This is a genomic window from Pseudarthrobacter enclensis (assembly GCF_001457025.1).
Taxonomy (GTDB): Bacteria; Actinomycetota; Actinomycetes; order Actinomycetales; family Micrococcaceae; genus Arthrobacter; species Arthrobacter enclensis.
The window spans coordinates 556,090-576,390 of the sequence record NZ_KQ758600.1; the positions used below are offsets into that span (position 1 = coordinate 556,090).

Here is a 20,301-nt window from a genome sequence, read left to right on the forward strand (position 1 = left end):
GCTGCCGTTGACTACTGCTGGTCTTCGGGCTTCTTCACTTCCGGTTTTTTGGCCTCGGGCTTGAAGTCGACGCCCGCTTCCTTGCGCTGCTGCGGGGTGATCGGAGCCGGGGCGGCCGTCAGCGGGTCGAACCCGCCGCCGGACTTCGGGAAGGCGATGACGTCACGGATGGACTCAACGCCGGCCAGCAGCGAGACCACGCGGTCCCAGCCGAACGCAATGCCGCCGTGCGGCGGGGCGCCGTACTTGAAGCCCTCCAGCAGGAAGCCGAACTTGGTCTGGGCGTCTTCCTTGTCCAGGCCCATCAGCTCAAAGACGCGCTCCTGCACGTCGCGCTGGTGGATACGGATGGAACCGCCGCCGATTTCGTTGCCGTTGCAGACGATGTCGTAGGCGTAGGACAGCGCGGATTCAGGATCCTTGTCGAAGGTGTCCAGGAACTCCGGCTTGGGCGAAGTGAACGCGTGGTGCACGGCAGTCCACTGGCCTGCGCCGACAGCCACGTCACCGGAAGCGACGGCAGCAGCGGCAGGTTCGAACATGGGGGCATCCACCACCCAGCAGAAGGCCCAGTCGGTGGGGTCGATCAGGCCGGTGCGGTGGCCGATCTCGACGCGGGCGGCGCCCAGAAGTGCCCGGGAGGGGGTCTTCTCACCGGCGGCGAAGAAGATGCAGTCGCCCGGCTTGGCGCCCACGGCGTCGGCGAGTCCGGCACGCTCGGTATCGGTCAGGTTCTTGGCAACGGGTCCGGCGAGTTCGCCGTCTTCCTTGTACAGGACGTACGCCAGGCCCTTCGCGCCGCGCTGCTTGGCCCATTCCTGCCAGGCGTCCAGTGCCCGGCGTGCCTGCGAAGCTCCCCCGGGCATGACGACGGCGCCCACGTAGGGAGCCTTGAAGACACCGAAGTTGGTGTCCTTGAAGAATTCGGTGAGCTCGGTCAGTTCCTGGCCGAAGCGGAGGTCCGGCTTGTCCGAACCGTAGCGCGCCATGGCGTCCGCGTAGGTGATCCGCTGGATCGGGGTCGGGATGTCCACGCCGATCAGCTTCCAGACAGCCTTCACGATGTTCTCGCCCAGGCTGATGATGTCGTCCTGGTCCACGAAGCTGGCCTCGATGTCCAGCTGCGTGAACTCCGGCTGCCGGTCGGCACGGAAGTCCTCGTCGCGGTAGCAGCGGGCAATCTGGTAGTACTTTTCGAAGCCGCCCACCTGCAGCAGTTGCTTGAACAGCTGCGGGGACTGCGGCAGGGCGTACCAGGAACCCGGCGCCAGGCGGGCCGGAACCAGGAAGTCGCGGGCGCCTTCCGGCGTCGAACGCGTCAGCGTGGGGGTTTCGATCTCCACGAAGCCTTCGTCGTGGAGCAGTTCCCGGGCCACGCGGTTGGCTTCGGAACGCAGGCGGATGTTGCGGCTGGGGCCGGGGCGGCGAAGATCCAGGTAGCGGTGCTTCAGGCGCGCTTCCTCGCCCACTTCCACGTGCTCATCGATCTGGAAGGGCAGCGGGTCGGAGGTGTTGAGCACCTTGACGTCCTCGGCGATGACCTCGATTGCGCCGGACGCCAGGGCGGGGTTTTCGTTGCCTTCCGGGCGCTTGGACACGGTGCCGGTGACCTGGAGGACGTACTCGTTGCGGAGGCCGTGGAAGACTTCCTCCTCGCGGACAACAATCTGTGCCACGCCGGACGCGTCACGGAGGTCCACGAACGCCACACCACCGTGATCACGGCGGCGGCCTACCCAGCCGGCCAGGGTTACGGTTTGTCCAATGTGCTCGGAACGGAGGGCTCCGAGGTCATGCGTGCGCAGCACAGCACACCTTTCTAGAGAAAACAGGTGGAAAACTTCGACGATGCGGTCCCGGCTGGTCCGGGAGCGGTCCCGTCCGAGTTTACCCGGTGGACTGAAGCTTGGCGGAAACTCCCCGGCCGGGGTGTGCGCTGCTGCCGCCGGAGGGCCGGGGGCAGCAGCGTGCATCAGGCGTTGACGGCCCCTGCCACGGCATCCGCGGTGGCCACCTGCACGGCCAAGTCCCCGGCCGGCGGCATCCAGGTTTCGGGGGCTGCGACCACCTGTTCTCCGGACCGGATGTCCTTGACCTGGTGCGTGCCGTCGTCGTCCGTGAACCAGACGTAAGGGATGCCGCGGCGGTCAGCGAATTTGATCTGCTTACCAAATTTCTCGGCTTTGGCCGCCACCTCGGTGGGAATGCCCCGGCTGCGGAGCTGTGCTGCGACGTCCTGCGCGGCGCCCCAGCTGTCGTCATGCGTCAGGGCCACCAGCACCGCCGTCGGCACGGACCGGGATGCCTTGGCGAGATCCTGGCTGAGGATCCGGGACACAAGCCGCGTCACGCCAATGGACAGGCCGACACCGGGGAACTTGCGGTTGCCCTTCGATGCCAGGGCGTCGTAGCGGCCGCCGGAGCAGATGGAGCCGAGCTGCTCGTGGCCAACCAGCACCGTTTCCACCACTGTGCCCGTGTAGTAGTCCAGGCCGCGGGCGATGCTCAGGTCAGCCAGCACCTTGCCCGGCGCGCGCTGGACCGCCGCGTCAATGACCTGTTCCAGTTCGTTCAGGCCTTCCTCAAGGAGGTCGTTGCTGACGCCCAGTGCCCGCACCTGCGCCACGAAGGACGTATCCTCGGTGCGGATGCCTGCCAGCTGGAGGGCCTTCTGCGCCTGCTCATCCGTGGCGCCCAGCTCCGCCTTCAGCAGCTCCGCCACCTTGGCCGGGCCGATCTTTTCGAGCTTGTCGATGCTGCGCAGCACCCCTGCGGTGTCCTCAAGGCCGATGCCGCGGTAGAACCCTTCCGCGAGTTTCCGGTTGTTGATCCGGAGCCGGAAGTCCGGGATGGGAAGCGCGCTCAATGCCTCGGCGATGACCAGGGCGATTTCGACGTCGTAGCGGAACGGCAGCTCACCGTCACCCACGACGTCGATGTCTGCCTGGGTGAACTCGCGGGCACGGCCCTCCTGCGGGCGCTCACCGCGCCAGACCTTCTGGATCTGGTAGCGGCGGAACGGGAAGGACAGGTAGCCGGCGTTCTCCACCACGTAGCGGGCGAACGGCACGGTGAGGTCAAAGTGCAGCGCCAGCGCGTGGTGGTCGCCCTTGCCCTTGGCCTCGCCCTCATCCTCCTGCAGCCGGCTCAGCCCGTAGACTTCCTTGTCGATCTCGCCCTTGCGCAGCAGCTGCCCGACGGTTTCCACGGCGCGGGTCTCAATCGAAGCGAACCCGTGGAGTTCGAAAACGCGGCGCAATGTGTCCAGGACATGAAGCTCCACCAGCCGCTCCTCGGGAAGCCACTCGGGGAATCCGGACAGGGAGGCGGTGCGTGCCATGGAAGTTCTCCTCTTAATGTGCCGGACACCGCCCGCGTTCCGCCCGCCCCGGGGCGCCGTACGGCGGCAGTCCAGCCAGTCATGCATAAACTATGTGCGGCAGTCAGTTTATGCGTCATCGGTGTGCATCTCTAATGCGCCGGACCGGCACGGCCTGGCAGTCGGAGAACTGCGCCCGGACCGTAACGGACCTGGGACGCAGCCGGACGGTGCATCCGGTAGATGCAGCCTGAGAATGAGGAGGAACCTTGGCGGCCAGTTCACGCAGTGCCCGCGAAGCAAAACGGCATATCCAGCAGATGGAGGCCAAACGCGAGCTCAGGCGGGACCAGGAGAAGCGCCGCAAGCGCGACAACCTGATCGCCGCCGGCGCCGGAACCGCCGCCGTGGCGCTCGCCGTCGTCCTCCAACTGACGGCGTTCGCCGGCAACCCCACCGAGGATGAGTTCGCCGCTGCCGAGGCAGGCCTCACCAGCCCGTCCGCTTCCGCCACCCCTTCCGCACAGGCGACCAACGGCCCCAACATTCCCTCCGCCGACACCGCCGCGGGGAAGACCTTCACCGGGGAACTCGTCCTGAACGGCAAGCCCCTGGGCGTGGAACTGGACGGCACCGCCGCTCCCCAGGCGGCCGCCGTTTTCAAGTCGCTCAGCGACGAAGGCTTCTACAAGGGCAAGTCCTGCCACCGGCTCACCACCGCCGACGCGTTCGGCGTGCTCCAGTGCGGTTCAGCCAACGGCGACGGGCAGGGAAACCCCGACTACACCTGGGGGCCGCTGGAGAACACGCCGCAGGACAACAAGTACCCGGCCGGAACCATCGCCGTGGCGCGGACCGGCAACAACGCCTACGGCAACGGCACGCAGTTCTTCATCGTGTATAAGGACACCACCATCCCGGCGGACACCGCCGGCGGCTATACGGTGGTTGGCAAGGTGACCTCGGGACTGGACGTCGTGTCCGGCATTGCCGCGGCGGGCATCACCCCCGGCAGCAGCGACACAGACGGCGCGCCGGTTGAACCAGTCACGATAGACTCGTTTTCTCTGAAGTAGGAAGCCCGGCCACGGCGGCCGCGGTGCAGGACCTGAGCAGTTCCCTCCAAGCGAAAGACTTTTAGCGGTGACAGACAGTCAGAAATCCGACGAAACAGCAGCAGACCTGGCCCCCGTGGAGGCTCCCGCCGGCTCCGGCGCGGACGCCGCCGGTACGGCGGAAGTCATCCTGGGCACAGACGCTGCACCGGAAGCCCCCGCAGCGGACGCTGCCGCAGCACCGGCCGAATCACCTGCAGCTGATGAGCCGGCGGCCGGAGACGCCACCGCTGAGGAAGCAGCGGCGCCCGCCGGGGAAGCAGACGCTCCGGCTCCTGCACCCTCCCCTGCCCCGGGACCTCGGCCCTCCGCCCCGTCACCGGCGGCTTTCGCGTCGCGCCCCAAGCCCGCCGCCGCGGCTCCGGTCGCCGCCGTTGCCCCCGCCGCCCCCGCCACCTCCCCGGCTGAGGCAGCCAAATGGGGCCGCGTTGAAGGCGACGGCCACGTCTTCCTGACGATCGACGGCGGCGAGCACGCCGTCGGGCAGTACCCCGGCGTCAGCGACGACGAAGCGCTGGCCTACTTCGCGCGCAAGTACGACGACGTCGTGGCCCAGATCGTCCTCCTGGAACAGCGCGTGAGCTCCAAGGCTCCCAGCACGGACATGCAGAAGACGGTCACGCACCTGCGTGAACAGCTCGCCGAACGGAACATGGTGGGCGACCTTCGCGCCGCCGAAGCCCGGCTGGACAGCCTGTCCACCCAGATTGCCGAGCTGGAGAAGACCGAGAAGGCCGAGCACGACGCCGTCCGCGCCGCCGAACTCGCTGCCCGCGAAGCGATCGTTGCCGAAGCCGAACAGATTTCCGCGCAGGACCCGGCCCAGACGCAGTGGAAGACCTCCAGTGCCAGGATGAACGAACTGTTCGAGAACTGGAAGGCCGCACAGAAGAGCGGGGTCCGGCTGGGCCGCAGCAACGAGGACGCGCTCTGGAAGCGCTTCCGTGCTGCACGCACCGTATTCGACCGGCACCGCCGCGCCTATTTCTCCCAGCTGGACAGCAACAACTCCGCCGCGAAGGCAGCGAAGGAGAAGCTGATCGCCGAGGCCGAAGCCCTGTCCACGTCCACGGAATGGGGCTATGCCGCCGGCGAATACCGGCGCCTCATGGACCAGTGGAAGGCTTCGCCGCGTGCCAGCCGCAAGGATGACGACGCGCTCTGGGCGCGGTTCCGCGCCGCCCAGGACGTCTTCTTCACCAACCGCCAGGCAGCCAACGACGAAATCGACCAGGAGTACGCCGCCAACCTGACGGTCAAGGAAGCGCTCCTGGCCGAAGCCAACGCGATCCTTCCGGTGAAGGACCTCGGCGCCGCCAAGAAGGCGCTGCAGTCAGTCCGGGACCGCTGGGAAGAGGCGGGCAAGGTGCCGCGGGCGGACATGGGCCGGATCGAGGCAGGCCTGCGCAAGGTGGAGGACGCCGTCCGCCATGCCGAGGAAGAGCAGTGGCAGCGCTCCAACCCGGAGCGGAAGGCGCGGACCAGCAGCGCCCTGTCGCAGCTGGAAGCGGCCATCGCCGGCCTCCAGGACGACCTGGCCAAGGCTGAGCAGAGCGGGGACCAGCGGAAGATCAAGGCCGCCCGCGAGGCCCTTGAGGCGCGCCAGGCCTGGCTGGACCAGATCCAGCGCTCGGCCAGCGAACTGAGCTGACGCTGACGCCGACGCACAATACTGACGGGCAGGCCCGGTTCCGGTTATCCACATAACCGGGGTCGGGCCTGCCCGCGTTGTACGCTCCTTGGCAGGATGGGGGCATGGCCCCTTCCGCTTCCCCGCCGTCCGCGCCGGCTGCCGAGCCCGCCCCGCCCCCTCGCTTTCCGGAACTGTACGCCCCGGGTATGCCGTTCGCGGGTCCGGAACTCCAAGCGCTGGCCGCGGACGGCCTCCTGGCACGCTTCCATCAGCACGGCTACACCCTGCCCGGGGTGGCGGCGTCACCCCAGCTGCGCGCCCGTGCAGCGGCCGGCTTGGTGCCGCGTGCGGTACGGCAACGGGTGGTGGCGGGGAGGATGACCGCAGCCTGGATCTACGGCTGCGCCGCCGAACCGGACAGGCTCGCCCTCCTGGTGGATGCCAAACGCCGCGTTTCCAGCCTGCGGAACACGCGGGGCTGCACCCTTCACGAAGTACGGCTGGGCCCGTTCGACGTCCTGAGCATCGGCGGATTGATGGTGTCCAGTCCGTTGCGGACCGCGCTGGACATCGCCCTGCACGTGGAGGCCGAACGCGCCCTGCCGGCGCTGGAGGGCCTGCTGGCCCGGCCGCAGAACGACGTACGGCTGCGCCTCCTGGTGCTGGCCGTCGAGGCCAGCCCGAGGGTCCCCCACAAGCGGGCGGCGCTGGAGAAGCTGTCCTGCCTAGCTCCGGCGCTTATTCCCGGTGGTGCGGTAGACGTCGAAGACCCCGTCGATCCTGCGCACGGCGCTGAGGACGTGGCTGAGGTACTTGGGGTCGCCCATCTCGAAAGCAAACTTTGAAATCGCCACCCTGTCGGTGGAGGTGTGCACGCTGGCGGCCAGGATGTTCACGTGGTTCTCCGACAGGACCCGTGTCACATCGGACAGCAGCGACTTGCGGTCCAAGGCCTCCACCTGGATTTCCACCAGGAACACGCTGGACTGGGTGGGCGCCCAATCCACGTCGACGATCCTGTCCGGCTGGTCCTTGAGGTCGGAGATGTTGGTGCAGTCGGTACGGTGCACGGAGACTCCCGAGCCGCGGGTCACGAACCCGAGGATGGGATCCGGCGGCACGGGGGTGCAGCAGCGCGCCAGCTTGACCCATACGTCACCGACTCCGCGGACCACCACGCCCGAATCGGAGAAGCGGGCTTTGGTGACCTGGGTGGGGATGCTGACTTCGGTGATGTCGTCGTCGGCGCTTTCGCTGCCCCCAAGGCTTTCGACGAGCTTCTCCATCACGGACTGCGCGGAAGTGTGCCCGTCACCTACGCCTGCGTAGAGGCCGGAGATGTCGACGTATTTGAATTCCTCGGCGACCGCCGCCAAAGCCTCATGGGTCATCAGCCGCTGCAGCGGCAGGTTCTGCTTGCGCATGGCCCGGGTCAGGAGTTCCTTGCCGCGGTCAATGGCTTCTTCGCGGCGTTCCTTGCTGAACCATTGCCGGATCTTGTTGCGCGCCCTGGCACTCTTGACGAAGTGCTGCCAGTCCTGGCTGGGCCCGGCGCCCTCGGCCTTGGAGGTGAAGATCTCCACCCAGTCGCCGTGGTTCAGTTCGCTGTTGAGCGGCACCAGTTTGCCGTTGACGCGGGCGCCAATGGTCCGGTGCCCCACCTCGGTGTGGACAGCGTAGGCGAAGTCCACGGGGGTGGAACCGGCCGGCAGCGCCATGACCTCGCCCTTGGGGGTGAAGACAAACACTTCCCGGGCGTTGATTTCAAAGCGCAGCGAATCGAGGAACTCGCCGGGATCCGAGGTTTCCTGCTGCCAGTCCACCAGGGACCGCAGCCATCCCATGTCACCGTCGCGCGGGCTTCCCGGTCCGACGGCCGTCCGGTTGGGCTGGTCCTTGTACTTCCAGTGGGCGGCCACGCCGTACTCGGCGCGCCGGTGCATTTCGTGGGTGCGGATCTGGATTTCCACCGGCTTGCCGCCGGGGCCGATCACGGTGGTGTGCAGGGACTGGTACATGTTGAACTTGGGCATCGCGATGTAGTCCTTGAACCTGCCGGGCAGCGGGTTCCAGCGCGAATGCATGGTGCCGAGGGCGGCGTAGCAGTCCCGTACCGAGTCCACCAGGACACGGACCCCCATGAGGTCGTTGATGTCGTCGAAGTCCTTGTCGCGGACGATCATCTTTTGGTAAATCGAGTAGTAGTGCTTGGGACGGCCGGTGATGGTGGCCTTGATCTTCGCGGTGCGCAGGTCCTCGGTGATCTGGTCCCTGATGACGCTGAGGCTCTTCTCGCGTTCCGGCGTCCGGTCCCCCACCATGCGGACGATTTCCTCGTACACCTTGGGGTACAGCGCCGCGAAGGACAGGTCCTCCAGCTCCCACTTGATGGTGTTCATGCCCAGGCGGTGAGCCAGCGGAGCAAAGATTTCCAGGGTCTCGCGCGCTTTGCGTGCCGAGGATTCCGCGGAGACGAAACGCCAGGTGCGGGCATTGTGGAGCCGGTCCGCAAGCTTGATCATCAGCACCCGGATGTCCTTGGCCATGGCCACGACCATCTTGCGGACAGTTTCCGACTGGGCGGCTTCGCCGAAGCTGACTTTATCCAGCTTGGTCACGCCGTCCACCAGCATGGCAACCTCGGAACCGAAGTCGCGCCTCAGGTCATCCAGCGTGTACGGGGTGTCCTCGACGGTGTCGTGCAGGAGTGCCGCGGCCAGCGTGGTGCCGCTGAGGCCGAGCTCGGCCAGGATGGTCGCAACCGCCACGGGGTGGGTGATGTAGGGGTCACCGCTTTTGCGTTTCTGTCCGCGGTGGCTCCGTTCGGCGACGTCGAACGCCCGCTGGATGAGGTCGAAGTCCTCTTTGGGGTTGTTGGCCCGCACGGTCCGCAGCAGCGGTTCCAGGATCGGCGAGTAGGTGGCGGCGCCGCGGCCGGTGAGGCGGGCAAGCCGGGACCGGGTCCTCTCCCGGCGCCCCGGGAACGTGGCGCGGGTCCCGGAATTGTCGACTGGCACCAATGAACCGGGGCGTGCAGAAGCCGCAACCCCGGTCTGCACACCGGCGGTATTGTTCTCTCCCTGTGCCGTTGGCGCCGACGCCGAACGTTCTTCCAATGAAGTACCCCTCACCACCGTCTTAATTACTTCAGTCTATTCCTCAGCGCGCGGAGATTTATAACCGGGCGCTTAAACGCCCACGGGCCGGACGGCGTGTTCCACGCTGTCCGGCCCGTCCGGTCTGCATCCGGCCGGGAGGCCGCAGGCCGGGCCCTGCTCAGGCCTGGGCGGGCTCGGCCGGGAGGTTGCGTTCGGCAGCGGACGCGCGCCGCTGTTCCACCCGCCGTGCCTGGTTGACCAGGTCCGGCTCGCCCTGCCGCAGCCACGCGTACATCGGCGCTGCGATGAAGATCGTGGCGGCAGTACCGATGAGGATACCCACGAACAGCGCCAGCGAGAGGTCGCGAAGGGTACCTGCCCCCAGGAGGCCGGCACCGATGAACAGGATGGCGCCGACCGGGAGGATGGCAACCATCATGGTGTTGATGGAGCGGACCAGGGTCTGGTTGACGGCCAGGTTCACTTCCTCGCCGAAGGTGCGCCGGGTGGACGAGTTGATGTCCGCGGTGTTCTCGCGGATCTTGTCGAACACCACCACAGTGTCGTACAGCGAGTAGCTGAGCACCGTCAGGAATCCGATGATGGCTGACGGGGTCACCTCGAAGTCGCTGAGGGCGTACACCCCGGCGGTGATGAACATTGTCACAGCCATGCCGGCGATCGCCGACAGCGACATCTTCCACGTCCGGAAGTACAGCGCCATCAGCACAGCTGCCAGGAGGACGAACACCACCAGGCCGATCAGGGCCTGCTTGGTGACGTCGGCTCCCCAGGTGGGGCCAACGAACGTGGACGTGACCTCGTTCTCCGTCACTCCGTAGGCGGTGTGCAGGCCTTCCTTGATGCGCAGCGTCTCATCGTCGGTGAGCTTGTCCGTCTGGATCCGCATGGTGTTGCCCGCAACATTGGCCACGCGGGGAACGCTGCCGGGCACGACGTCGGTGACGGCGCTCTCGCCGACGGAGGCGTCGGTGGTCTTCACGTTGGAAACCGTGAATTCCGACCCGCCCCGGAATTCGATTCCCAGGTTGAAGCCGCCCTTCGCCACCGGGATGATGATCGACAGGGCGACCCCCACGATGGCGACCAGGAACCAGATTTTTTTGGCGCCGACGAAGTCGTAGGAGCGCTTTCCGGTGTAGAGCTCGTTTCCGAACTGTGCGAAGCCCGACATTACTTGTTCTCCTTCGCTGCGTTCTTTGACGAACCGGCCAGCTGTTCCTGCTTTTCGGCCAGCCGGCGTTCGGCGATGGTCATCCGGCGCTCGGCTTCCGCGGCGGCCCCTGCATTCTTGGCGCGGACGTTGGCGGGCCGGTCTTCGGGGGTGCGGATGCGGCCTGCTCCGCGGTACAGCGGGACAGCGCCGAGGCGCTTGGGGTCCAGCCCGGAGAACCGGTGGCCTTCACCGAAGAACCGTGTGCGGGCCAGCAGCTGCAGGGTCGGGTGCGTGAACATGAACACGACGATGAGGTCGGCGATCGCGGTCAGGCCGAGGGTGAAGGCGAAGCCACGGACGTTGCCCACGGCGACGAAGTAGAGCACCAGGGCCGCCAGCAGGTTGACCGCCTTCGAGGCCAGGACGGTGCGCTTGGCCCGCTTCCAGCCGTTTTCGACGGCGGAGACCAGGCCGCGGCCTTCCCGGAGCTCATCGCGGATTCGTTCGAAGTAGACAATGAACGAGTCCGCTGTCTGGCCGATGGCCACGATGATGCCGGCCACGCCTGCAAGGGACAGTCGGTAGTTCTCTGTCCACCCGAGGATGGCAATGGCAAGGTACGTCAGGATGCCGGCCACCACCAGTGAGGCGATGGTGACGAAGCCCAGGGCCCGGTACTGGAACAGGGAATAGACCACCACCAGGAGCAGCCCGATGATGCCGGCCAGCAGGCCCATGCGGAGCTGCTCGCCGCCGAGCGTAGCGGAGATCTGCTGCTCGCTCTGGATATCGAAGCTGATGGGGAGGGCGCCGAAGCGGAGCTGGTCGGACAGCGCCTTGGCCGTCTGCTCGGTGAAGCCGCCGGTGATCTGCGGCCGGCCGTCGGTGATCACGGCCAGTGAACGCGGAGCCGAAATGACCTGGTCGTCAAGGACGATGGCGAATTGCGCCTTGGGGTCGCTGCCTGATTCCCCGCCGGCGGCGACATAGAACTGGTTCAGGCGTTCGGTGACTTCCTTGAACTTGGCGGTGCCTTCGTCGTTGAACTGGATGTTGACGGCCCACTCGTTGGTGACCGCACCCTGCGCACCCTGTTGGAGCTGGAAGGAGGACGTCACGATGTTGCTGCCCTTCACCTCCACGGGCCCCAGGATGTACTTGATGGCCGGGTTGGTGTCGGTGGCCGGCTCGCAGGTGACCAGGGGTTTGGCAGGATCCGAACGCTCGGCCTTTTCCGCTGACGCGTTGTCGCAGTCCAGGGCTTCGAACTCGCGGTAGATTTCGGGCGTGATCCAGTTGGTGTCGCTGCTGTTGGCGGGTTCCGCCGTCGGCTTGGGCAACTGGTCCTCCGGAGTCCGGGACTCCTCGGGGACGGCAGCACCGGCGCCGTTGAGCAGGACCGGACGGAAGTTCATGTCAGCAGAGGCCTGGATGAGGTCGCGGGTCTCGGAGGACGGCGTGCCTGGAAGGCTGACCACGACGTTGCGTCCCGACTGGGTGCTGATTTCGGCTTCCGCCACACCGGAACCGTCAACGCGCTGCCGGATGATGGCAACAGCCTGGTTGAGCTGCTCTTCATTGATGTCGGAACCGCCCTCGACCTTCGGCGCCAGGATCATCTGGGTGCCGCCTTCGAGGTCGAGTGCCAGCTTGGGCGACCAGCTTGCCTTCCCGGCGGCGGTGCCGCCAGCCAGGACGGCGGTCAACGCGGCGATGATTACAGCCAGCCAGACCAGGACCCTGAGGCCGGGTTTCTTGGGGCCAGTTCGTGCCATTGTCGATCTTTCTCTTATTCACGGAGGAACCGCCGGTGCGAGCGTGCACCGGCGGTTGTCCGCAGCGGTAGAGGGATGGTGCTGTCAGCGGGGACTAGCTGTCCTTCTTGCCCTCGCCGTTGAGGCGCTTCAGGGTTTCATCGGGGGTCTCTGCCGGAGTGGCGGGAGTTTCCGCGGCGGTGGCGGTGCTGCCGGTTTCCGTTGCGGTCAGGGAGGAGGCGTCGTCCGGGACGGCCGGTGCTGCGGGTTCAGGCGCAACGGCGGGTTCGACGATCTTGGTCACGGCCTGCCGGTGGACGGTGGCCAGGTTGCCCGGAGAGAGTTCCAGGGTGACCTTGTTCTCGGCCTCATCCATGTCCACGATCCGGCCGAACAGGCCGAAGCTGGTCATGACCTCGACGCCCGGGCCGAACTTCGACTGGAGCTCCGCCTGCTGCTGCTGCGTCTTCTTGTTGCGGCGGAACATCATGAAGATGAACACGCCGAGCATGACGAACAGGAGAATTGACATTGGATCCAAGGGGAATTCCGTCCTTTGTGGTACCTGGCTGGTTTTCCGGCACCGCCGGGCTTCGTCTATGCCGGGCGGAACAGTCATGGAAGCCAATCCCCTGACGGAGTTCCCGCACCGGCAGCGCAGCCGGCAGGCCACGCGCACAACAAAGACCCGAACGTGCCGAGCGTCATACCAGTCTAAGGGGAAAAGCTGAAGGGAGCCTGTTATTGGCTCTCCGGGGCCCGGTCCCCCGGTGCCTCCGCACCCGTTTCGGGGTCGAAAAGGTCCAGCTGTTCCTGGGCGAACACGTTGGCGGGAACGGCATAGCCGAGGTGCGTCCACGCGGGCGCCATGGCGATGCGGCCCCGAGGGGTCCGGCCCAGGAGCCCCTCGCGGACCAGGAACGGCTCCGCCACCGTTTCCACGGTCTCGGTTTCCTCGCCCACGGCGATGGCCAGGGTGGAAAGCCCCACCGGCCCGCCGCCGAACTTGGTGATCAACGCCTCAAGGACGGAGCGGTCCAGCCGGTCGAGGCCCTTCTTGTCCACCTCGTACATGTCCAGCGCCGCCGACGCCGACCGGGCGTCGATCTGTTCCACGCCGTGAACCAGCGCCCAGTCACGCACCCGGCGCAGCAGCCGGTTGGCGATGCGGGGGGTGCCGCGGGAGCGCCCGGCGATCTCGGCGAAGCCGGCGGAGTTTACCTTCAGGTCCAGCAGTCCCGCGGAGCGGCGGAGGACCAGCTCGAGTTCAGGGACTGAATAGAACTCCAGGTGGCCGGTGAAACCGAACCGGTCGCGCAGCGGTCCCGGCAGCAGGCCGGCGCGAGTGGTGGCACCCACCAGGGTGAACGGAGGCAACTCCAGGGGGATGGCGGTGGCGCCGGCCCCTTTGCCCACCACAATGTCCACGCGGAAGTCTTCCATGGCCATGTAGAGCATTTCCTCGGCGGGCCGGGACATGCGGTGAATCTCGTCGAGGAAAAGGACCTCGCCCTCCGACAGCGAGGACAGGATCGCGGCGAGGTCGCCGGCGTGCTGGATGGCGGGGCCGCTGCTGAGCCGGAGCGGGGCGTTCATTTCCGCGGCGACAATCATGGCCAGGGTGGTCTTGCCGAGGCCGGGAGGTCCGGAGAACAGCACATGGTCGGCGGTGCGTCCGCGCATCCGGGAGGCCTGCAGTACCAGCGAGAGCTGCTTGCGCACGCGGTGCTGTCCTACGAAGTCATCCAGGTTCTTGGGCCGGAGCGCGGCCTCGATGGCCCGTTCTTCCGGTTCCTCCCCTGCAGCTACCAGTGAGGGTTCAGCCACGGGTGCCTACGCGGTTGCCGGCCCGGGCGCCGTCCTGGCCCAGCCAGCGGAGCGTGGTCCGGAGGATTTCGGGCACGTTGCCGCGGAACGAGACCTCGGGTTCGTCCGCCAGGGCCTTGTCGATGCTTGCCGTGGCGTCCTTTTCAGACCAGCCGAGGCTGGTCATGGCAGCCACAACCTGCGGCTTCCAGGCGGCTTCCGCCGGGGTGGACGCGGCGGCAGCGGCCGTTCCCTGCGGGACCAGCTTGCCGGCCAGCTCCAGTACTATCCGGCCGGCCACCTTGGGGCCGATCCCGGGAACCTTCGTGAAGGTTTTGCTGTCCCCGGTGTGCGCGGCGACGCGGATGGCCTCGGGCTCGTGGACCGCCAGCACGGCAAGGGCGAGGCGCGGCCCGACCCCGCTCACGCTCAGCAGGACCTCGAAAACCTCGCGTTCGTCGTCATCCGCGAACCCGAAGAGCGTCAGAGAGTCTTCGCGGACGATCAGTGAGGTGAAGACCTTGCCTTCTTCGCCGACGTGGAGCCGGCTGAGGGTCTGCGGCGTGGCGTAGACACTCATGCCCGCACCGTTGAGGTCGATGACGGCCGTGGACAGGCCAACGTGCGCTACGGTTCCGCGGAGGAAACTGATCAAGGCCTGGCTCCTGCTGTACCGCCGGCGGCATCAGGGACGATGACCAGCCGGCTATCCGAACATATCTACGAATACCCTAGCAAGATGCCCGGACATTCAACGCGCGCGGCGCGCCTTCGCCTCCGCTTCCGCCCACGCCCTTTGCGCCGGCGTCAGCGACGAACTTCCGGGGCCGGTGGTGGCCACCGACGCGCCGCTGCCTGCACGCCACGCATGGGTGATGGCCAGCGCCAGTGCGTCCGCGGCGTCGGCAGGGCGCGGCGGGGCGTCAAGCCGGAGGATCTTGGTGACCAGCTTGGTCACCGCTTCCTTGTTGGAGGAACCGCTGCCGGTGACCGCCGCCTTGACCTCCGACGGCGTGTGCAGGGCCACCGGGATGCCCCGGCGCGCCGCGGCGGCGATGACGACGCCGGACGCCTGTGCCACGCCCATCACGGTACTCACATTCAGTTGCGAGAAGACGCGTTCGACGGCGAGCACCTGCGGCTCCCAGCGGTCCAGCCATTCGTCGATGGCTGCGGCGATGACCAGCAGCCGCTGGTCCAGGGTTTCCTCCGGGGATGTTCCCACTACCCCCACCGCGACCATGGTGGCCCGGCGGTTGCGTTCGACGTCCACCACGCCGATGCCGCAGCGGGTCAACCCGGGGTCGACGCCCAGGACCCGCAGCGTCACGGAGCAGCGGCGGCAGGCCGCGGGGCGTCCTGCCGGGACTGTCGGGGCTTAACTGGCAAGGCCGGTGGTCACTCGGATTCGAGGGCGGCCTGGACCTCGTCGCTGAAGTCGGCGTTGCTGTAGACGTTCTGGACGTCGTCGAGGTCCTCGAGGGCGTCTGCCAGCTTCATGAACTTCCGGGCGCCGTCGACGTCCAGGTCCACCTGCATGGACGGCACGAACTCCACCTCGTCGGTGTCGTAGTCAATGCCCGCTTCCTTGAGCGCCTCACGGATGGCCGGCAGGTCGCCGGGTTCTGAGTGGATCTCGAAGGCCTCGCCGTTGTCCTTGACTTCCTCTGCCCCGGCATCCAGGACGGCCATGAGGACGTCGTCTTCGGTCAGGCCGTTCTTGGGCAGGTTGACCACGCCCTTGCGGGTGAACAGGTAGCTGACGGATCCGGGGTCGGCGATGGTGCCGCCGTTGCGGGAGATGGCGAGGCGGACCTCGGACGCGGCACGGTTCTTGTTGTCGGTCAGGCACTCGATCAGGAGGGCCGAGCCCTGCGGGCCGCGGGCCTCGTACATGATCTCGGTGTAGTCCACCACTTCACCGGTGAGGCCGGCGCCGCGCTTGATGGCGCGGTCAATGTTGTCATTGGGAACCGAGGTCTTCTTGGCCTTGGTCACGGCCAGTTCCAGGCCGGGGTTTCCGGCCATGTCCGGACCGCCCATGCGGGCAGCGACTTCGATGTTCTTGATCAGCTTGGCGAAGGACTTTGCACGCCTTGCGTCAATGACGGCTTTCTTGTGCTTGGTAGTAGCCCATTTGGAGTGGCCTGACATGCTTACGCTTCTCCTCTGATCATGCGGATAAAAAGTTCATGTACGCGTTTTTCCCCGGTCACTTCCGGATGGAAGGAGGTGGCCAGCAGCGGGCCGGAACGCACAGCCACAATTCTAGCCGTCCCGGGCAGGGCGGCGGCGTGGGACGCATGTTCCGGGTCTGCGGGCTCCACCTGCGCCAGGACCTCCACGGAGGGGCCGACGCGTTCAACCCAGGGGCCGCGGATGAAGACGGCGTGGACCGGGGCGACACCTGATTCGGTGGCACTGAAATCCAGGCCCTTGAAGTCCAGGTCCGTTTCGAAGGAGTCGCGCTGGCGTCCGAAGGCGTTGCGGCGGACGGTCATGTCCAGCCCGCCGAATGTCTGCTGCGGGGCACCGGCCAGGTCCGTGGCGGGGTCGGCGATGTCCGAGGCGAGCAGGATCATGCCGGCGCAGGAGCCGTAGACCGGCAGGCCCTCCGCGATGCGCCCGCGCAGCGGTCCGGCCAACTCGAATGCGCGTGCCAGCTTGTCGATCGCAGTGGACTCGCCGCCGGGGATGATCAGGCCGTCCAGCCCGTCGAGTTCCTGTGGCCGGCGGACGCTGACGGCCTGGGCCCCTGTTTCCGCCGCTGCGCGCAGGTGCTCGCGGAAGTCGCCCTGAAGTGCCAGGACGCCGATCCGCAGGCCTGAACCCAGGCGTGCAGAAGCCTCGGAAAGGGTGTTTGTCATTCAACCAGCATACGGTCCCGGGGCCAGCAGTCCGTCCGGCGCCCGGCAACGCCCGGGGGTTGCATGCCGCGGCTGGGATATATTCGAACCATGTCCTTCTTCAGTGTTTCGCTCGGCAAGCTGGTGCGCCGGGTGTCCCGGCTTCGGGGCGGCGGGTCCGCTTTGCCGGGGCTTGTGGTTGAGAAAATCGACCCCGGCTTCATGCGGCGGACACTCACCACGCTCCCCCATGGCGTTGCGGTGGTCAGTGGCACCAACGGCAAGACCACCACCACCAAGATGGTCGTGGAACTGCTGGAAAGCCAGGGGCTGAAAGTGTTCACCAACCGCACCGGGAGCAACTTCACCCGGGGCGTCGCTGCCGCCCTGCTTGGCGAGGTGGACTGGCGCGGCCGGCTCGATGCCGACGTCGCCGTCCTGGAACTCGACGAGGCCCACGCCGTGCATTTCGTCAACAGCGTTCCGCCCCGGTACTGCCTGCTGCTGAACGTCCTCAGGGACCAGCTGGACCGTTTCGGCGAGATCGACAAGACCGCCCAGCTCCTCCAGCACATCGCCGCCAAGACCACCGGAACGGTAGTCCTGAACCGCGAGGATCCGAGGGTGGCCCGGATTGCCGACACCTTGACGGGCCAGGACGTGCGCTACTTTGGCCTGGACGATTCCCTCCTCGGCACGTTCCCGAATGACGATGACATGCGGGCCGCTCCCGGCAGCCCCGCGCCGGCGGGCCTGTCCGAAAAGCCGGCGGCCGACGTCGTGCTCCGCACAGTGGGCGCGGACAGCGCCGAGTTTGAGTACGACGGCGGCCGTGTCACCACCGGGATGAAGCTCCGCGGCGTCTACAACATCTTTAACGCGGCAGCGGCATTGACGCTGGCGCGGAGCATCTGCGGCGGCGCTGCGGCGGACACGGACCACGAAACGCTGCTGCAGGCGTTGTCACAGGTGGCGCCCGCCTTTGGCCGAGGTGAAAGCCTCACCGTGGAGGACCAGCCGCTGGACCTGGTGCTGGTCAAGAACCCCAGCGGGTTCCGCCTGGGCCTGAAGTCCTTCCCCGCCGGCGGCTACGCCACCATGATCGCCATCAATGACAACTACGCCGACGGCCGCGACATGTCCTGGCTGTGGGACGTGGAGTTCGAGTCGCTCCGCGACGGCGGCGTCGACCGGGTTACCGGTTCCCGGGCCTATGACATGGCACTGCGGCTGCAGTACGACGAGGTCGCCGTCGGAGCCGTGGAACCGGACATTGCCGCGGCCCTTGCCGCGTTCATCCGGGAGGGGCAGGGGCGGCCCAAGCGCATCTTCTGCACCTACACGGCCATGCTCGCCATCCGCCGCGAACTGTCCAAGATCACCACAGTGGAGGTTGTGTCGTGAGCCCCGAAACACCAGTCCCCGCCGCCGCTCCCCACGGGGACAACAAGGGGGTGCTGCGGGTGGTGCAGCTGTACCCGCGGGACATGAACATCTACGGGGACTGGGGCAACGCGCTTGTCCTGCAGCAGCGCATCCGCTGGCACGGGTACACGCCCGAACTGCTGGAATACAACGTCGGTGACCCGTTCCCGGACGGGGTGGACATCATCGTTGGCGGCGGCGGCCAGGACAGCGGGCAGCTGGTCATCCAGGACGACCTGCAGGCCAGGGCCGGAACGTTGAAGGACCTCGCCGAAGCCGACACACCCATGCTCGTGATCTGCGGCCTGTACCAGCTGTTCGGCCGGTTCTTCAAGACGCGGACCGGCTCGGTGATTCCAGGCATCGGCATCCTGGACGTGGAAACGCACGGCACCGACGAACGCCTGATCGGCAACGTCAAGGTGGCAACCCCGGAGTTCGGTGAGGTGCTGGGTTACGAGAACCACAGCGGCCAGACCACGCTGGGCAGTGGTGTCCGGCCGCTCGGAACAGTCGCCAAGGGAACCGGCAACAACAGCAGCGACGGTCATGAAGGCGCCCGCTACCGCAACATCGTGGCCAGCTACCTCCACGGCTCGCTGCTGCCCAAGAACCCCGCCATCGCCGATTTCCTCATCAGCAAGGCAGCAGAACGGAAGTTCGGCTCCTTCGAACCCGGGACCCCGGATGACCGGTTTGTGGGACCCGCCAGGGAGCACGCTGCGCGCCGTCCCCGCTGACGGCGGCAAGGCCCGGCGCCGGCTTATTTTTCGAGCGTGATGAGCAGCTCATGGGCACCGGCAGCGGCGGCGCCCATGGACTCGAGCACGGTCACGGTCCGCAGGCGTGAGGCGGCGTCAGCTTCCGGCCCGGCGCACTGGCCTTGCGGGGAGTCGGCCGCTACCGAACACCAGCGGTAAGGATCCGTGACCATCACCGTGGGCGCCCAGGCCAGGTCTGTGACGGACCAGGATCCGGCGGCGTCCTGCCCGAACTGGACACGCAGAAGAAGCCCCTCGCCATTGAGTACCGACCGGGCAGACACCTCCGCGATCCCGTTGCCCAGCCCGTAGGCGATCCAGGTGCCGTGGTGGTTCTCCAAAGGCAGCACTGACCGGCTGCCATGGCCGTAGACAAGGGTGAACTGGCCGCTGTCCGCCAGCGCGTGCGCCACCTCCTTTTGCCGGGCATTAGGGACGGCGGAGAATTCGTCTCCTGCGTGCATGGCGCCGATGACCACGTCTGCCCCCAGTTCGCGGGCCTTGCGGGCCTTGGCCACCATGGCGGCCGGATCCAGCATGTCCACCTGCCACGGATACTCCGTCGCCCGCCCGTTGAGTCTGTCCGTTCCGGCGATGACGGCCACCTTCGCCGCCGCTGCCTGCAGGATGAGGATTTCACCGGACTCCCTGGCAGTCCGGTAGGAGCCGGTGTGCTGCACGCCGGCGGCGTCCAGGGCGTCCAGGGTCCGGAGCAGCCCGTCCGAGGCCCGGTCCGCTGAGTGCCGGCCGGCCGTGGTGCATGCTTCGTAGCCGATGTCCTTGGCGGCGGCGATAATCTGCGGCGGCAGGTTGTAGGACGGACGGGCGGCAAAAGGGCCGTCCGGCAGGCCCACGGGGGCGTCCAGGTGGCAGACGGCGAGGTCGCTCCCGTCCAGGTACCGGCGCTGCCCTTCCAGGCCCGGCACAAGATCCGTGCCCGAATGTCCGGCAGCCGCCGCATCCTTCCCGGCCTGCTCCCAGAGCGCACGGTCCACGGCCATGTCGCCGGTGAGCACGACTGATGTGCACCGCAACACAGGGCACCGCGGGCCCGTCCCCGGCGTCGGAACAGGCGTTGGACCCGGCGTGGCTGCCGGGCTGGCCGGGGAGCCTGCGGGTGCCCGGGCGTCCGACGGCGGTGGCGGACCTTCCGGAGAAGCGGCGCCTTCCACGGTGGCCGCCGGGGCGGATCCGTCCTGGGCGGCAAGCACGCCGCAGCCGGTCAGCGCGACGCCAAGCAGGGAGAGCCCGGCAAGGACGCGGGTCCCTTGCCACAGTCCCTGACGCATGTTGAAGCGCCCGGGCGCCTTCCCGGTTCTTGTCCCCATAGGGAAGAGTGTAAGAAGGCTGACCAGCAGGAACACGCA

General features: G+C 67.1%; 17 protein-coding genes. 5 read left to right on the forward strand and 12 right to left on the reverse strand.

What is annotated here, in order from left to right; genetic code table 11:
• Window positions 1-11: 11 nt before the first annotated feature.
• Both aspS and hisS read right to left on the reverse strand, forming a co-directional pair.
• The gene (aspS, locus tag AS031_RS07155; protein WP_141688773.1) at window positions 12-1,808 is read right to left on the reverse strand and encodes an aspartate--tRNA ligase; all 1,797 of its coding nucleotides are present in this window, start codon (window positions 1,806-1,808) and stop codon (window positions 12-14) included.
• 164 nt (window positions 1,809-1,972) lie between these two features.
• Window positions 1,973-3,340 (reverse strand): histidine--tRNA ligase, encoded by a 1,368-nt coding sequence (gene hisS, locus AS031_RS07160; protein ID WP_058267427.1) that lies wholly within the window; start codon window positions 3,338-3,340, stop codon window positions 1,973-1,975.
• 248 nt (window positions 3,341-3,588) lie between these two features.
• Between hisS and AS031_RS07165 the strand changes: the two genes are divergently transcribed.
• From AS031_RS07165 to AS031_RS19445, 3 genes are all read left to right on the forward strand, one after another.
• Window positions 3,589-4,395 (forward strand): peptidylprolyl isomerase, encoded by an 807-nt coding sequence (locus tag AS031_RS07165; RefSeq protein WP_058267428.1) that lies wholly within the window; start codon window positions 3,589-3,591, stop codon window positions 4,393-4,395.
• A 67-nt stretch (window positions 4,396-4,462) separates the two neighbouring features.
• Window positions 4,463-6,085 carry a DUF349 domain-containing protein gene (locus AS031_RS07170; protein WP_058267429.1) on the forward strand — a complete coding sequence of 541 codons (1,623 nt, stop codon included), beginning with the start codon at window positions 4,463-4,465 and terminating at the stop codon, window positions 6,083-6,085.
• Window positions 6,086-6,189: 104 nt separating this feature from the next.
• Window positions 6,190-6,912, forward strand: a complete 723-nt coding sequence (locus AS031_RS19445; RefSeq protein ID WP_228379579.1) for a type IV toxin-antitoxin system AbiEi family antitoxin — start codon at window positions 6,190-6,192, stop codon at window positions 6,910-6,912.
• Here AS031_RS19445 and AS031_RS07175 read toward each other — a convergent pair.
• The 9 genes from AS031_RS07175 to pdxT form a co-directional block, all read right to left on the reverse strand.
• Entirely contained in the window at window positions 6,793-9,183 is a 2,391-nt protein-coding gene (locus AS031_RS07175) for a RelA/SpoT family protein (protein ID WP_058267430.1), read from the reverse strand. The genes AS031_RS19445 and AS031_RS07175 overlap by 120 nt on opposite strands.
• Before the next feature lie 160 nt (window positions 9,184-9,343).
• Complete coding sequence (gene secF / locus AS031_RS07180) at window positions 9,344-10,360, reverse strand: protein translocase subunit SecF (protein ID WP_058267431.1); 1,017 nt, start codon at window positions 10,358-10,360, stop codon at window positions 9,344-9,346.
• Window positions 10,360-12,117: a protein translocase subunit SecD gene (secD, locus tag AS031_RS07185; protein WP_058267432.1), complete on the reverse strand. Its 1,758-nt coding sequence runs from the start codon at window positions 12,115-12,117 to the stop codon at window positions 10,360-10,362. The genes secF and secD overlap by 1 nt, the downstream gene beginning before the upstream one ends.
• Window positions 12,118-12,211: 94 nt before the next feature.
• Entirely contained in the window at window positions 12,212-12,628 is a 417-nt protein-coding gene (gene yajC / locus AS031_RS07190) for a preprotein translocase subunit YajC (RefSeq protein WP_058267433.1), read from the reverse strand.
• Window positions 12,629-12,837: 209 nt separating this feature from the next.
• Complete coding sequence (gene ruvB, locus AS031_RS07195) at window positions 12,838-13,923, reverse strand: Holliday junction branch migration DNA helicase RuvB (protein ID WP_058267434.1); 1,086 nt, start codon at window positions 13,921-13,923, stop codon at window positions 12,838-12,840.
• On the reverse strand, window positions 13,916-14,557 hold the full coding sequence (ruvA, locus tag AS031_RS07200; RefSeq protein ID WP_058267435.1) for a Holliday junction branch migration protein RuvA: 642 nt from the start codon (window positions 14,555-14,557) through the stop codon (window positions 13,916-13,918). Before ruvA ends, ruvB begins: the two co-directional genes overlap by 8 nt.
• 96 nt (window positions 14,558-14,653) lie before the next feature.
• A complete protein-coding gene (gene ruvC, locus AS031_RS07205) occupies window positions 14,654-15,232 on the reverse strand; it encodes a crossover junction endodeoxyribonuclease RuvC (protein WP_058267436.1) in 579 nt (192 codons plus the stop codon).
• Between the two features lie 68 nt (window positions 15,233-15,300).
• Window positions 15,301-16,056 carry a YebC/PmpR family DNA-binding transcriptional regulator gene (locus AS031_RS07210; RefSeq protein WP_058267437.1) on the reverse strand — a complete coding sequence of 252 codons (756 nt, stop codon included), beginning with the start codon at window positions 16,054-16,056 and terminating at the stop codon, window positions 15,301-15,303.
• 2 nt (window positions 16,057-16,058) lie between these two features.
• Entirely contained in the window at window positions 16,059-16,769 is a 711-nt protein-coding gene (gene pdxT, locus AS031_RS07215; protein ID WP_058267438.1) for a pyridoxal 5'-phosphate synthase glutaminase subunit PdxT, read from the reverse strand.
• 90 nt (window positions 16,770-16,859) lie between these two features.
• Here pdxT and AS031_RS07220 point away from each other — a divergent pair, with 90 nt between their 5' ends.
• Window positions 16,860-18,152: a Mur ligase family protein gene (locus AS031_RS07220; RefSeq protein WP_176716518.1), complete on the forward strand. Its 1,293-nt coding sequence runs from the start codon at window positions 16,860-16,862 to the stop codon at window positions 18,150-18,152.
• Window positions 18,149-18,913: a type 1 glutamine amidotransferase gene (locus AS031_RS07225; protein ID WP_058267440.1), complete on the forward strand. Its 765-nt coding sequence runs from the start codon at window positions 18,149-18,151 to the stop codon at window positions 18,911-18,913. Before AS031_RS07220 ends, AS031_RS07225 begins: the two co-directional genes overlap by 4 nt.
• Window positions 18,914-18,936: 23 nt before the next feature.
• Here AS031_RS07225 and AS031_RS07230 read toward each other — a convergent pair whose 3' ends face one another.
• Window positions 18,937-20,262 carry a CapA family protein gene (locus AS031_RS07230; RefSeq protein WP_082641969.1) on the reverse strand — a complete coding sequence of 442 codons (1,326 nt, stop codon included), beginning with the start codon at window positions 20,260-20,262 and terminating at the stop codon, window positions 18,937-18,939.
• Window positions 20,263-20,301: the final 39 nt, after the last annotated feature.